Here is a 13,121-nt window from a genome sequence, read left to right as displayed (position 1 = left end):
CTTGAACGTCTCGGGATTAATTAATGTTTGTGCATTCAAATGGCATAACTTGCCCGATTTCTTGTGAGATATATCTCACAAGGCTGTAAGCGATGTGTAAGTTTTTTGACTGACAATGACTACCTAGTTTTAGGTAAGTCGCATCTAATCAATATGTTAAGAATTTTTTTCCATTATGAACTTAATATGGCGGCTTACATTTTTATCTTTTGCGAAAGCCACCCTGCCATAGCTATCGTAGAATTCATTTGTAGACGGAACTACAGCGAACAGGAAGTTAGCAGTCAGGATGACTGGACAGTGTTTAAGGAACAAACACTGATGGAGTGGTAAGGAGAGACTTTCAGGATGAAAGCGATGCGAACCACGGAAGGAAAGACTATCAGGGATAGATAGCCTAATTGCACAGGATTGCAATGGCACATGGAGTGCAATAGAAAGGATGCTACTGAACCTATTTCACGGATGATGCTGGAACCGCTCAGGAAAGAGCAAGCTTGGTAAAAGGAACGCCAAGAGATAGGGAAGTACGTTAAGTACAGGGAAATATCACGGATTGAACAGGGATGATGCAGGACGCAAGTTGACGCATGGATGGTGCAGGGAGCACGAAAATAGCGGGATAGCTTAACAGAGAACAGAAGGGCGTGGTCTTATGACCACGCCCTTTCTTTTTGGTATTCGTGCAGACGTGCAGATAAAGCTGATTGAGTACGGATGTAGAGCCGAGCTATGGCTGAATGTTATCTATACGGCTCGGCGTTAGTTATTCAGTCCTGCTTTATCTAAAGGTTAACGGCAATCGCTTAATGGCACTTGCCTGAGCTACAGCTACTTTGGCTGCCGCAACCACCAAACTTTCCTTTGGCCATCGGTGCTTCTTGCCATTCTGGCTCTGGGAAAATAGGCCATTCAATCTTTTGCACTTTTTTCCCTAGCATCCAAATATGGCCGCGGTATTGATTGATGCCATCGGTGCTGAATTCGAATAGATACTTTGCTTTCCAACAGATCCCTGTGGTGCCACCAAGGCTGGGGCGAGCCGTTTCCATTGCGATGGCTAAGAGTTGTACTTTTTGTCGGCAACATTCTTTTTCGGCAAAAATACGGCTCAATTCTGCCATTTGACGTAATTGCCAAAAAAAGGCCGCAACCACAACGAGCGCAATAATTAACAGCAGATCTGACATCATTTACTTGTAGCCTTAAACAAGCCACCAATGGCCTGTGATAGTTGAACACTCCGATTGGGGTTTCTTAACTCACCCAATAAGTGGTTACGCAAACTGGGAATTGCCACAATATCAGCAAAGATCTGATTAAAAAAGGCTTGGGGTTGTCGCGCCAGTGCTTCGAGATAAATACTGCGACTCAGCTCTTGCTTTAATACCGTCCAGTTTCGGCCTGCGATGCTGATGAGTTCATTGGCCTCTAAGCGCTCGGTTTGCTGAAGATGGGCGAGGGCTTGCTGACTCAATTCGGTATGAGAAGCGAGTGCGCGCAAGTAATAGGCTTGGTACTCGGGAGGAGCCGTCACAAACTTAGCGTAAAGTTTATTGGCAAGCACCTCTGTTAAATGCAGATGTTCGAGACATTGGCACAGGGCAATTTGCACTTCAATCGCATTATTGTCAAAACTGGCAAGGAGTTGCTGCTCGTGATCTAATTCCCCAAGGCGAACACACACGTCGCTCAAACCTTGCAGGCCAATATGCTGCCATTCACTCGCTGCAATTTGCCCCGAGAGATATTGCACCGCAAACTCATATTGAATTGAAGCACTTAACCCTAACTGTTTACGCACTAAGGCGTTAAATACCGCCAGTTTTTCTTGGCTGGGCTTAAAGCTAAACGGATTGTTAGCGAGGCGATCCTGTTGTTCATCGGTTAATGGCTGAGTAGGATCTTGCCCCAGTGCTGTTAATACCATTTCAATAAACTGTGAGCGCGGCGCCGGCGAGAGCAGCCCTTGTTCGTCTAACGGTAGCTTTAGGAACCAAATGAAGTGTTGTTGGCTCTCGTTCCAAAACACGATGGCAAATTGGGCATGCCCTTGAATAGGGTAAGGGTAGGGCGTGACTAATGATTCGATTTGATGGAAGGCCAGCATATCGATGTGCTGTACTCTTCGTCCTAATTCATAGACTTGGAATTGGGTTTTGGCTGTCGTTAAAAATTGGCTAAGCGTGGTAATTTCAGTCATTTGGCTGTCATATCAATCAAAAAGGCTCAATAAATTGGCGACATTATAGGGGGAAGTTGTGCGCGATGGTATGATTGCCACACTTTTATCGCCTCAGTCGCAGCGCTTAATTGTCGAATGACTGTGGCTTAATGGACCTTATATCGATGCTTTACAGCCAAACTCAAACCAAGCTAGCCCAAATTGCCCATGAGCTACAAAGTGCCGGGCTTTGGGCTACTCGTGCGCCCAGTGATGAAGCTATGGCCAGTACGGCGCCTTTTGCCTGCGATCTGATGTCGTTAGCGCAATGGTTGCAGTTTATCTTTATTCCGCGCATGCAAGCCCTTATCGATGCGGGGCAACCTTTGCCAAGCAAAATTGCGATAGCCCCAATGGCGGAACATGTGTGGTCCGAACAAGCGGCGTTAACACCTTTAATCGCTGTCTTAAATGAATTGGATATGTTGTTAAATGAACCTAGATGATGATTGGCTGGATATGCCAGAGGATAAATACAATCCAACCGAGAACGACGAACAGTCAGAGCCTGCGCCAGAGCTGCGTATCTTGTATCAAGACGAGCACTTGGTGGCTATCCACAAGCCCGCGGGATTATTGGTTCATCGCAGCTACTTAGCGCGGCGTGAACGCTTTTTTGCGATGCAACTGACACGGGATCTTGTTGGTTGCCATGTGTTTCCGGTACACCGTTTAGATAGACCCACCTCGGGCGTGTTGTTATTTGCTAAAAGCAGTGAGGTGGCCAATGCCCTTTGTGAGCAATTTGCCAACCACAGTATTGAAAAACAATATTTGGCACTGGTGCGTGGCAATATGCACGAGAGTGGTGTGTTGGATTATGCGCTTAAAATCGAATTGGATGAGGTGGCTGACAAGTTTGCCAATCAAGATAAGGCCGCGCAGGACGCCGTGACTCAATATGAGCCGCTATTAAATACCGAAATTCCTTATCCGTCGGGGCGTTACGCTACTAGCCGTTTCGCGTTAGTGAAACTGAGTCCCAAAACGGGGCGTAAGCACCAACTCAGACGCCATATGGCGCATTTACGTCACCCGATTATTGGCGATACCACTCACGGCGATGGTAAGCAAAATGCGTTTTTCCGTACGCATTTCGATATCAATCGACTGTGGCTGATTGCGAAAAAGTTAACCTTCACTCACCCGGTGACACTTGAGCGCTTAAGTATCGAAACCGAGCTTGAGCCAGAATGGGAAACCGTGTTTTCAGGACTGGGTTGGGATGATGCCGTACTTTGTTGCGAGCCAAGTGTGTTGATTGCAGAGCAAACGACGACCGTTTAAGGCAATGCTTGTTTGGGCATTTAAGGCCTGTGGTCGCTTAAGGCGACTACTAACTTAAAGATACTTCTAGCCTAAGGCGAGTGCTCACTTCAGCTTGCATCTTGGCTATCTGTCTAGTTGCATGCAATTCATCGCAACAATCGGCGGTCTTAACTACTGGTTGGTTTGAGACTGGATATCAAGCTGGCTAAGGTCGAGTATTCCGCTGGGACGGTTAGCGGTAATTGCAGATTTTGCTGGGCGGCGTGAAAGTAATGTTTGCGTCTAATTTGGGTGGTTTTATGTTGGTGCTTGAGGTGTTTTTGCCTATTGCTCTGTCGCATCAGTGTGCTTCCTCATGCTCAATAACTTGATTTATAAAATTTTTACCTTGTTGCTTGCCCTAAAGCCTCACAATAAAGTAACTTCAGCTAAGTTGCGTTTACGCATGTGGCACGGAGTATATCATGAAAAAAGTTAATCTGGTGTTTGGCACTGTGTATGGTAGCGCACAATTTACCGCCGAAACCTTAGAAAAAGCGCTGACAGAACTCGGTTATGACGCCAGATTGTGGCAACCGAATGAAATTAGCCAATTTACGCCGCCACAGGATGAGTTGTTAGTGGTAGTGACTTCGACCACTGGGCAAGGGGATTTACCCGACGATATTCAGCCTTGGTATTATCATCTTAAGGAGACGGCGCCTTATCTGCCCGAGCTGAAATACAGCGTAATCGCACTTGGTGATTCGAGTTACGATACCTTTTGCGGTGCGGGTAAATCGGTAGATGAATTGCTCAGCGAATTAGGCGCTAAACCCGTTGTGGCGCGTCTAGAAATTGATGCCTGTGAAACCATGGAACCCGAGGTCGAAGCGATAAAATGGCTGGAAAGCTGGAATCAAATCGTCAAATCCGAACGCGCCGCTTAGGTCATTTCGTTACTCAGCAGTGGTTTAAATTTGCTCAGCGCTTAAGTCAGGCGCTGTTAATTCCGATCGCGATTTTACCCGCAGCGGGTGTGATGCTGGGCTTAACCGTGAGTCCAATCCCTTTTATGCCCGAGGTGCTAACCGTATTAATGCTGGCGGTTGGCAAGCTGATTTTCGCCATCATGCCCATTTTGTTCGCGGTAGCGGTAGCAATAGGGTTTTGCCGCGATCAAGGCATCGCCGCTTTTACTGCCGTATTTGGTTATGGGGTGATGACGGCCACCTTAGCCGCATTAGCGGATCTCTACCAACTGCCGACCCAATTACTACTCGGCATGGAAACCTTAGACACAGGGATTGCCGGCGGCATGTTGATTGGTGGCGTGACTTGCTTTGCCGTGCGTTGGAGCCAATATATTCGTCTGCCAGCGATTTTCTCCTTTTTCGAAGGGCGACGTAGCGCCTCTTTATTGATCATTCCGTTGGCTATGGGCTTAGGTTATATCCTTGCCCATGTGTGGCCGCCGTTATCTCTGCTCATCGAGCGGGTGTCCGACTGGGCGGTTTACCAAAAACCGGCCATTGCCTTTGGGGTCTATGGCGCGCTCGAACGTTTACTCATTCCCCTCGGTTTGCATCATATCTGGAATGCGCCTTTTTATTTAGAAGTCGGCCAATACCAGTTACAGAATTCGGAAGTGGTTCGGGGGGAAGTGGCGCGTTATTTAGCTGGCGATCCGCAGGCGGGGAATTTAGCGGGCGGTTATTTGATTAAAATGTGGGGACTTCCTGCTGCGGCGCTGGCTATTTGGCGCTGCGCCGATCCCTCGGAGCGTAATCGGGTCGCGGGTATTATGCTTTCCGCGGCGGCGGCCAGTTGGCTGACGGGAGTCACAGAGCCGATTGAGTTTGCCTTTATGTTTGTGGCGCCTTTTTTGTTTCTTATCCATGTGCTGCTGTCGGGGCTGGCATATTTTGTCTGCATCATGCTCGATATTCACCACAGTATTGTGTTCTCCCATGGGCTGGTGGATTTTACGTTGCTGTTTTCGCTGTCGCGCAATACGGGTTGGTTCGTATTCTTAGGGCCGCTGACGGCGGTGATTTATTATCTGCTGTTTAGGGGCAGTATTCTGGCATTTAATTTAAAGACGCCAGGACGACTCGAACCCGATGAACCCCATGGCGCCAAAGAGAGCTTAAGGGCCATCATTGCGGCATTGGGCGGTCGTGAGAATATTGTCGAACTCAATGCTTGTCTCACCCGTTTACGTTTAAGTGTTCACAGCCCTGAGCTTGTCAATAAAGTGCGACTCAGCCAGCTCGGTGCTAAGGGCGTGATTGTGATGGGCAAAGGTGTGCAAGTGGTATATGGCACCAAGGCCGAAACCCTACGCAAAGTCTTGCAGCGTTATTTAGATACTCGGCGCTGATATTGCATCTTGTTGAAATTAATCGCTGCTTTATTGTGTTTAATAAAGTTAACTCACAATAAATTCACTTTTTATCACAAAAAATAAGCTTTTCATGCTGTATGAGTGGATTGGCTATGGCACACTCGAATGAGGGACCATAGAGGAGATCAGATTTTGCAGTCACAGCATGAAGTAGTATCGAACGCGCAACCCGCCTTAGCACGTAAAATCCTGATGACAGATTGCGCCGATGCCCAAGGGCTTATCGCCAAAATCACCAGTGTTTGCTTCAATCATCAGCTTAACATCATTAAAAACAGTGAGTTTGTGGATAATGCTCAGGGGCGATTTTTTATGCGTACTGAGCTCGAAGGGCACTTTAATAGCGAGCAATTGCTGCAGGATCTGCGGGAGGTGTTACCCGCGCAAAATCATATGACCTTGGTCAGCGCGGGCAAGAAGCGCATCGTCGTGTTAGTCACCAAAGAGGCCCATTGTTTGGGCGATTTGCTGATGAAGGCCTACTATGGCGGCTTGAATGTTGAGATAGCAGCCGTGGTGGGCAACCATGATGTGTTAAGGGAATTGGTTGAAAAATTTGATATTCCTTTTCACCTCGTGAGTCACGAAGGGCTCGACAGAATTCAGCATGAGCAGGCGTTACTGGCCGCCGTGTCGCAATATGCGCCCGATTATCTGGTGCTCGCCAAGTATATGCGGGTGCTGACGCCGGATTTTGTCGCCGAATATCCAAACCGTATCATCAATATCCATCATTCGTTCTTACCAGCCTTTATCGGTGCCGCACCCTATCGCCAAGCCTGGGAGCGAGGGGTAAAGATCATCGGGGCGACTGCGCATTTTGTGAATAATTGCCTCGATGAAGGGCCGATCATTAAACAGGATGTGATCCCCGTCGATCACAGTTACAGCGCACTCGAAATGGCCAAAGCGGGGCGCGATGTTGAAAAAAGCGTCCTCAGTAAAGCGTTACAACTAGTTCTAAATGAGCAAGTGGTGGTTTACGGCAATAAAACCATAGTGTTTTAACGTCAGTTAAAAGTGACAGGCAAGTAGGCTTTAACTGCTTGTCTGTTAAGACTTTAGGATTAAGCCAAGGCCCTGCGCTTGCTATCAGTATGTTTAATTGCAATATTTAAGGCATGATCATCTAGTCACATGGCACTTTGAAATGTATGCCATTCAAAGTGTATCACTCATGGAAGGGGTGTTTGATGTCTATGAGCCGTAGTCTCATTATTGGAATTAAAGACCTGCCTGAGGATTTACCTCTTTCTTGGGCACGGCTTGACCGCCAGTTTCGAGTGCAGTGCATGAGCCGGGCATTTTACGAAAGGTGCCAACGTTCGGCAGCGCAAATCATCAATCAACCCATCTGCCAGTTATTCGATGAATTTAATGCCAAACTTTGCGGCGATATTCTTCAACGTACCGATAACTACATCGGGCTGGTGCTGAGGGATAATCAGGGCAGGCGAGTGCATTTTGCCCTATATGCCATTCCTGAGCAGGGATGGCAGCTTATCCTTGCCGATATTAACTATGAAGAATTGCCGATTGAGGGCCTGCATTCCGATTATCGTCGGGCTATCCAAGCGAGTGATGCTTGGCTACAACATATTGACGATGTGATCCAATCGCCGCAGGAAGAGGTGTTTAAAGTGGCGGTCGCCAAGGCAATTGCGTTGATGGACAGTCAGTATGGTTTTATCCTGCTGCATAATGATAAATCCAAGTCACTCACCTTAGCGGCCCGTTCGGACTATCCCGCGCCTAAGGTTAACCAAGCCGAGTTTGTGGAGGAAAACACCCAAGCCTCTGAGCTTGAAAGCCAGCTATGGCAAGAATGCGTTAAAGACTACAAACCCATTATTCAGAATAAGTTAGAGAGCAATCGCTCCGATAATCTCCTGTTTGACCGCTTACTGCTGGGCGAGCGCTATCTCGCTGTGCCTATGATTTTCCATAATCGCTTAGTAGGGATAGTGTGTGTGGTGGGACGCGATGAGCCCTATAGCCGTAACGATGCTCGCTCCTTACTGACCTTTGCCAGTATTTTGTGGCACTCGATTGAACTTCCACGAAGTTTAAGGGCGGTGTCTCGCCAGTCCAAAATCATCAAGGCGCAAAAAGAGCAGTTATCCCAATCTTTAACTCAGCTTATCAGCGCGATTTCTGAGGCGTTAGAACTTAAGGATGCCTATACCGCGGGGCACCAAAAGTCGGTGGCACAATTAAGCTATTTGATTGGTGAGAAACTCGGACTTGAGCCGCAGCGTTTAGAAGGGCTTAAAATCGGTGCGCTGGTGCACGATATTGGTAAGCTTGCAATACCGTCGCAGATTTTGACTAAGCCCTCCAAATTATCCAAAGAAGAGTACGCATTAATCCAAACCCATCCGTTGCATGGGGCAGAGATTGTTGAGGATGTGGAGTTTCCGTGGCCGATTAAGCAGATGATTTTGCAGCATCATGAGCGACTCGATGGCTCGGGTTACCCCTTAGGCTTGAAGGACAAAGCGATTCTTTATGAGGCTAAGATCATTGCCGTTGCCGATGTGGCCGACTCAATCCTATCTCACCGTCCTTATCGTCCCTCCTTGGGACTCGCTAAAATGACCGAGGTTTTAAAGGCGGGCAGAGGCACTTTATTCGACCCTGAAATCGTCGATACCTGCCTCGAGATTTTAATCAATCATGAACTGAGTATTAGTGACCATATTGGCTCAGCGGTATTGGATCCTGTGGTGTCTGTGACCCTAGATCATGAACTTGCCGATATTAAACGCTTATTAACCGCGGCCCATGCCAAAGTGGCCGTGGTGCTCGATGAGCATCATAAAATTATCGGTGTGATCACTCAGCGTTTACTCGATTATTGGCTTAGCCCTCTGATTGGTACGGCAGCTGAGCGGGAACACGACAGGGCATTCCTGCGTAAAAAAGCCCATCAAATTATGGAGCACTCGGTGCCTTTGATTAGCGATGTCGCCACTTCAGAAGATGCATTGCAGCTGCTGAATCAAATGGATACTGAGTTTTTGGTCGTGGTGAATAAAGCGCAGCATGCGATAGGGATTATTGGCTGGCGAACCATTGCTATGGCCAACAAGGAGCGCCAAGAGGTTGAGCGTTTAATTTAACATGCTTAATACTAAGTACTTATGGCAATAAAAAGGCGTCAGTTAGACGCCCTAATATTGGTAATAATATTGAGTTAAAAATTAACGGCATAAACCTCATCCACTGGATTTTGTGCAATATCTTTAATCGTCACGGTACCTTGTACATAGCGGCCTATGCGTTTAGCGGTTTTGTCGGCGCCTTGGCTAAGGGCGAACTGATGGAAGCTTTCGCCGTTACAGACTAAGCGGGGGAATATTCGGCCTTGGTTGATGCGATATTCCTTCATTGTGTTGCCAAACGAGATCAGGTTATTACTGGCTCCAGCCTTACAAACCGCCACTAAGGTATTTTCTAACTGAGGGTCCATGGCGGCAAAAGCGTTTGAGCCCATTCCTATGGTGCAGAGCAGGGCAGCTCCGCCCAATTTTACTAATGTTGATTTCATCTTTAGCTCCTTGTCGGGTGAGTAGACACTTTGAGTAAAGTCTGTTTTTGCGGGCCTTGCAGAGGGATTTGGCCACAGAAGTGTATCTAAATGTGGGGTTGGGAACAGAGTGTTTCTCTGTGTAACTTGATGTGTCTTTCAGCCCATAGGGCGAATGTTTATCATAAAAAATGCCAAGCACTAGCTTGGCACTTTTGCATTGTGTACAGCGCGAATTTCGCTTAATCGACGATACGTAACAGTTCGTTGATACCCACTTTGCCGCGGGTTTTCGCATCCACTTTTTTCACAATGATGGCAGCGTATAGGCTGTATTTACCGCAAGCCGATGGCAGGTTACCCGATACCACGACTGAGCCAGCTGGTACACGGCCGTAGTGGATTTCGCCTGTTTCACGGTCATAAATACGGGTGCTTTGGCCGATATAAACGCCCATTGAAATCACTGAGCCTTCTTCAACCACTACGCCTTCAACGATTTCTGAGCGTGCGCCGATAAAGCAGTTGTCTTCGATAATGGTAGGGCCTGCTTGCAGCGGCTCGAGTACGCCACCGATGCCAACACCGCCAGATAAGTGAACGTTCTTACCGATTTGCGCACATGAGCCAACGGTTGCCCAAGTGTCAACCATAGTGCCTTCGTCAACGTAAGCACCAAGGTTTACATAAGATGGCATTAATACGGTGTTTTTACCGATGAATGAACCTTTACGTACAGTTGCCGATGGCACCACACGGATGGCTTCGGCTTTAAAGCGGGCTTCGTCATACTCGGCGAACTTTAACGGTACTTTATCGAAATATTTGGTTTCGGCACCATCGATAACGGCGTTATCGAAAATACGGAATGACAGTAATACCGCCTTCTTCAACCATTGATGTACATGCCATTGGCCATCGATTTTCTCGGCGACGCGCAGTTCACCTTTATCGAGCATATTGATGACATTTTGCACATCGTTACGCACGCTTGCGTCAACAGTGCTTGGTGTGATGTCGGCACGCGCTTCAAATGCGGCCTCAATACGTTGGCGTAAAGCCTCCATTTACTTCTCCCGTTTTGGTTAATTGGTTGACTCTGTGTTGATGGCGCTCAGCGCGCTAATCAAGGCTTCCTTGAGCGTATTCTCTTGGGTTTCATTGAGTTGCAAGCCATCATTGGTTTGCAAAATAAAAAAGTCTTCTGCTCGCTCACCAATAGTGGTGATCTTGGCGGCCAGCAAGGTGGTGTTGCAGCGATAAAAAATATCGCCCACTTTAGCTAATAATCCCGGCGTATCCAAGGCGATGAGTTCCATCATACTTGTACCATGACGGTTACTCTCAAGGAAACTCACCTGAGTGGGAACATTAAAAGGTTTCATCTTGCGTGACAGCTTTCTAAAGCGCGGCAGCTTAGGGTTATCGCTCGCGAGCGCCTTTTCAAGGGCTTTACGGATACTCTGAATACGCGAGAGTTGACTCACGGGGGCGCCGTCTTGCTCGAGGATAACGAAGGTGTCGAGGGCGTAATTATCCTTCGATGTCATAATGTTAGCGTCGTGGACGTTGATGTTTTTATTATCGAGCACCGCCATCACAGTGGCAAACAGCTTAGGTCTATCCTGACAGTAGACAAAGAGTTCGGTGCCGCCGCGCGTCGTGTGTTTAGACACCAGCACTAGCGGCTCGTCCAACTGTTTATGCTTAAGGATGGCTTCGGCATGCCAAGCAACCTGATTCGGCTGGTGGCGCAAAAAGTAGTCTGCCTTAAAGCGTTGCCAGAGAGTGTCTAACTCTTTTTCTTTTACGCCACGGCGCAGCAACTCTTTCTTGGCCTTGGCTTGATATTCCCGCACCCGCGCGCGGATATCGACGGGTTTTTCTTTCCCCCGCGCCAGTACCCTTTGGGTGGAAAAATATAAGTCGCGTAGCAGTGAGCCTTTCCAGTTGTTCCAGGTCTTCTCGTTGGTGGCGCAGATATCGGCGACGGTTAAGCAATATAAATAACTTAAATGCACCGCATCGCGCACCTTGCTGGCAAAGTCGGCCACCACATCGGGATCGGAAATATCGCGGCGCTGAGCGGTTACCGACATCACTAAGTGATTTTCGACCAGCCAAGCGACTAAGCGGCCATCGTGGTCGTTCAAGCCGTGGAGCTTACAGAAGGCGAGGGCATCACTTGAGCCAAGCTTGCTATGATCGCCGCCGCGTCCCTTCGCGATATCATGGAAAATTGCGCCGAGTACCAACAAACCTTTTTTCGGTAACTGATTGATCAGCACCGAGCCTAAAGGAAACTCTTCCTTCTGCTCCGGCTGTGAGAAGCGCTCGATATTGAGCAGCAATCTGTGGGTGTGTTCATCCACAGTATAGGCATGGAACAGGTCAAACTGCATTTGGCCTTCGATATTGCGCCATGCGGGCAAATAGGCCGACAGCACCCCGTGTTTATGCATTAGCGATAAGGCCGAGATGCCACGAGGATGCTTTAAGATTTCCATAAAGGCTTGGCGGCACTGCGGATTTTCCTGCAAGGGTTGCAGCTGCGCCCGGCGTGCGCGTCTTAGCGATCTCAGTGTTGGCGCATAAATGCCTTTAATATTGGAGTTTTTAGCGACATGGACAAAGAGGCGTACAATTTCTTCGCCGCTATCGAATAAATCGTCCCTTAGGGCCTCTATAAACGCACCGCGGCGTTGATAGTTATTGTCAATCGCTTGAATTTCTAAGGCCTTGGTTTGGCCAAGTGTCGCCCGCTTAAACAGTTGCAGCAGCATTTCGTTCAGCTCCATCACTCGGCGCACCGTGCGATAGTAGCGTTTCATCATCTGCTCAACGGCAAGTTGAGTGGCATCTTCATAGCCCATTAGCTCGGCCACTTGGCGTTGGACATCGAACAGCAGGCGATTTTCATCGCGCCCGACTGCCATGTGCAGGGCAAAGCGCAGCTTCCACAGAAAATGCTGACACTCGAGCAGCTCTTCCAATTCGGCGGGTTCTAAAAATTCGTATTGAACCAGTTCTTCTAGGCGTGAGGCACCAAAGTGACGCATGGCAACCCAGGCGATGGTTTGAATGTCCCTCAGGCCGCCGGGGCAACTTTTGATGTTTGGCTCAAGATCAAAGGCGCTCGCCTTGGCATGGCGGGCCGTTTGTTCATCACGTTTGGCGATAAAGAACTGGCTGGACGTCCAAAAGTCGCTCTGGCGGATGGCGTCATAGAGTTGATCGAACAGGGTTTCTGGGCCAGAGAGCAACCTTGCTTCAAGCAGATTAGTGGCGATGGTAATGTCTTCTCGACCCAGATTTAGAGTATCGCTGAGGGTGCGAACACTGTGGCCAATCTCAAGGCTGGCGTCCCATAAAAAGGCGATAAACTCGCTGAGCGCGGTTTCGGCCGCCTTTGATAACTCACCTTCGAACAGGAATAACAAATCGACATCCGAGTGTGGATGTAACTCGCCGCGACCATAGCCGCCAACGGCGATCAGGGCGATGGGATATTGGTCCAGACCGTGCTGTTGCCAGGCCTGTTTGACGAGGGAATCGACGAACTGACAGCGCTGCGTCACTAGCTCTTCAATCGGGGTTTTGGCCTTGAATCTTGCTAAAAGCGTTTGATTCTGTTCGATTAATGATTGTTTAGCTAGCAGAGCTGTATTCATCGAGTCCCTTGTTTGGATGAGTTAGGTGTTCAGTAATCCTCT

Annotated in this window: 12 protein-coding genes; 6 read left to right on the top strand and 6 right to left on the bottom strand. The window is 48.3% G+C overall.

Annotated elements, in window-relative coordinates:
• Nucleotides 1-806 precede the first annotated feature (806 nt).
• Both K0H59_RS14275 and K0H59_RS14270 read right to left on the bottom strand, forming a co-directional pair.
• Complete coding sequence (locus K0H59_RS14275; protein ID WP_011623404.1) at nucleotides 807-1,193, bottom strand: DUF3301 domain-containing protein; 387 nt, start codon at nucleotides 1,191-1,193, stop codon at nucleotides 807-809.
• Entirely contained in the window at nucleotides 1,190-2,203 is a 1,014-nt protein-coding gene (locus K0H59_RS14270) for a DUF3549 family protein (RefSeq protein ID WP_220053496.1), read from the bottom strand. The genes K0H59_RS14275 and K0H59_RS14270 overlap by 4 nt, the downstream gene beginning before the upstream one ends.
• Nucleotides 2,204-2,349: 146 nt before the next feature.
• Between K0H59_RS14270 and K0H59_RS14265 the strand changes: the two genes are divergently transcribed.
• Both K0H59_RS14265 and truC read left to right on the top strand, forming a co-directional pair.
• On the top strand, nucleotides 2,350-2,670 hold the full coding sequence (locus K0H59_RS14265; RefSeq protein WP_220053495.1) for a YqcC family protein: 321 nt from the start codon (nucleotides 2,350-2,352) through the stop codon (nucleotides 2,668-2,670).
• Nucleotides 2,657-3,511: a tRNA pseudouridine(65) synthase TruC gene (gene truC, locus K0H59_RS14260; protein WP_220053494.1), complete on the top strand. Its 855-nt coding sequence runs from the start codon at nucleotides 2,657-2,659 to the stop codon at nucleotides 3,509-3,511. The genes K0H59_RS14265 and truC overlap by 14 nt, the downstream gene beginning before the upstream one ends.
• A gap of 149 nt (nucleotides 3,512-3,660) precedes the next feature.
• Here truC and K0H59_RS14255 read toward each other — a convergent pair whose 3' ends face one another.
• On the bottom strand, nucleotides 3,661-3,834 hold the full coding sequence (locus K0H59_RS14255) for a hypothetical protein (RefSeq protein WP_220053493.1): 174 nt from the start codon (nucleotides 3,832-3,834) through the stop codon (nucleotides 3,661-3,663).
• A 123-nt stretch (nucleotides 3,835-3,957) separates the two neighbouring features.
• Here K0H59_RS14255 and K0H59_RS14250 point away from each other — a divergent pair, with 123 nt between their 5' ends.
• The 4 genes from K0H59_RS14250 to K0H59_RS14235 all read left to right on the top strand — a co-directional run bounded on the left by K0H59_RS14250 (nucleotide 3,958) and on the right by K0H59_RS14235 (nucleotide 9,001).
• The gene (locus tag K0H59_RS14250; RefSeq protein ID WP_011717697.1) at nucleotides 3,958-4,422 is read left to right on the top strand and encodes a flavodoxin; all 465 of its coding nucleotides are present in this window, start codon (nucleotides 3,958-3,960) and stop codon (nucleotides 4,420-4,422) included.
• Nucleotides 4,374-5,855 (top strand): PTS transporter subunit EIIC, encoded by a 1,482-nt coding sequence (locus K0H59_RS14245; protein ID WP_220053492.1) that lies wholly within the window; start codon nucleotides 4,374-4,376, stop codon nucleotides 5,853-5,855. The genes K0H59_RS14250 and K0H59_RS14245 overlap by 49 nt, the downstream gene beginning before the upstream one ends.
• Nucleotides 5,856-6,071: 216 nt before the next feature.
• Nucleotides 6,072-6,887, top strand: coding sequence for a formyltetrahydrofolate deformylase (gene purU / locus K0H59_RS14240; RefSeq protein WP_023267379.1), 816 nt, complete (start codon nucleotides 6,072-6,074; stop codon nucleotides 6,885-6,887).
• Between the two features lie 185 nt (nucleotides 6,888-7,072).
• Nucleotides 7,073-9,001: an HD domain-containing phosphohydrolase gene (locus tag K0H59_RS14235; protein WP_220053491.1), complete on the top strand. Its 1,929-nt coding sequence runs from the start codon at nucleotides 7,073-7,075 to the stop codon at nucleotides 8,999-9,001.
• 74 nt (nucleotides 9,002-9,075) lie between these two features.
• Here the strand turns inward: K0H59_RS14235 and K0H59_RS14230 are convergent, their stop codons facing one another.
• The 3 genes from K0H59_RS14230 to glnD all read right to left on the bottom strand — a co-directional run bounded on the left by K0H59_RS14230 (nucleotide 9,076) and on the right by glnD (nucleotide 13,079).
• The gene (locus K0H59_RS14230) at nucleotides 9,076-9,429 is read right to left on the bottom strand and encodes a DUF3718 domain-containing protein (protein ID WP_220053490.1); all 354 of its coding nucleotides are present in this window, start codon (nucleotides 9,427-9,429) and stop codon (nucleotides 9,076-9,078) included.
• A gap of 221 nt (nucleotides 9,430-9,650) precedes the next feature.
• Nucleotides 9,651-10,475 (bottom strand): 2,3,4,5-tetrahydropyridine-2,6-dicarboxylate N-succinyltransferase, encoded by an 825-nt coding sequence (gene dapD / locus K0H59_RS14225; protein WP_011623395.1) that lies wholly within the window; start codon nucleotides 10,473-10,475, stop codon nucleotides 9,651-9,653.
• An 18-nt stretch (nucleotides 10,476-10,493) separates the two neighbouring features.
• Nucleotides 10,494-13,079, bottom strand: coding sequence for a bifunctional uridylyltransferase/uridylyl-removing protein GlnD (glnD, locus tag K0H59_RS14220; protein ID WP_220053489.1), 2,586 nt, complete (start codon nucleotides 13,077-13,079; stop codon nucleotides 10,494-10,496).
• Nucleotides 13,080-13,121: the final 42 nt, after the last annotated feature.

Origin of the sequence: Shewanella sp. FJAT-51649, assembly GCF_019457435.1 — a bacterium.
Taxonomy (GTDB): Bacteria; Pseudomonadota; Gammaproteobacteria; order Enterobacterales; family Shewanellaceae; genus Shewanella; species Shewanella mangrovisoli.
The sequence above is the reverse complement of the archived record's forward strand: the minus strand, read 5'-3'. Positions and strand labels throughout refer to the sequence as shown.

Excerpts from the sequence above, each read along its gene's own strand:
- K0H59_RS14275 (WP_011623404.1), bottom strand. The coding sequence starts at position 1,193 with ATGATGTCAGATCTGCTGTTAATTATTGCGCTCGTTGTGGTTGCGGCC.
- dapD (WP_011623395.1), bottom strand. The coding sequence starts at position 10,475 with ATGGAGGCTTTACGCCAACGTATTGAGGCCGCATTTGAAGCGCGTGCC.
- K0H59_RS14265 (WP_220053495.1), top strand. The coding sequence starts at position 2,350 with ATGCTTTACAGCCAAACTCAAACCAAGCTAGCCCAAATTGCCCATGAG.
- K0H59_RS14250 (WP_011717697.1), top strand. The coding sequence starts at position 3,958 with ATGAAAAAAGTTAATCTGGTGTTTGGCACTGTGTATGGTAGCGCACAA.
- purU (WP_023267379.1), top strand. The coding sequence starts at position 6,072 with ATGACAGATTGCGCCGATGCCCAAGGGCTTATCGCCAAAATCACCAGT.
- glnD (WP_220053489.1), bottom strand. The coding sequence starts at position 13,079 with ATGAATACAGCTCTGCTAGCTAAACAATCATTAATCGAACAGAATCAA.
- K0H59_RS14255 (WP_220053493.1), bottom strand. The coding sequence starts at position 3,834 with ATGCGACAGAGCAATAGGCAAAAACACCTCAAGCACCAACATAAAACC.
- K0H59_RS14245 (WP_220053492.1), top strand. The coding sequence starts at position 4,374 with ATGGCTGGAAAGCTGGAATCAAATCGTCAAATCCGAACGCGCCGCTTA.
- truC (WP_220053494.1), top strand. The coding sequence starts at position 2,657 with ATGAACCTAGATGATGATTGGCTGGATATGCCAGAGGATAAATACAAT.
- K0H59_RS14230 (WP_220053490.1), bottom strand. The coding sequence starts at position 9,429 with ATGAAATCAACATTAGTAAAATTGGGCGGAGCTGCCCTGCTCTGCACC.
- K0H59_RS14235 (WP_220053491.1), top strand. The coding sequence starts at position 7,073 with ATGTCTATGAGCCGTAGTCTCATTATTGGAATTAAAGACCTGCCTGAG.
- K0H59_RS14270 (WP_220053496.1), bottom strand. The coding sequence starts at position 2,203 with ATGACTGAAATTACCACGCTTAGCCAATTTTTAACGACAGCCAAAACC.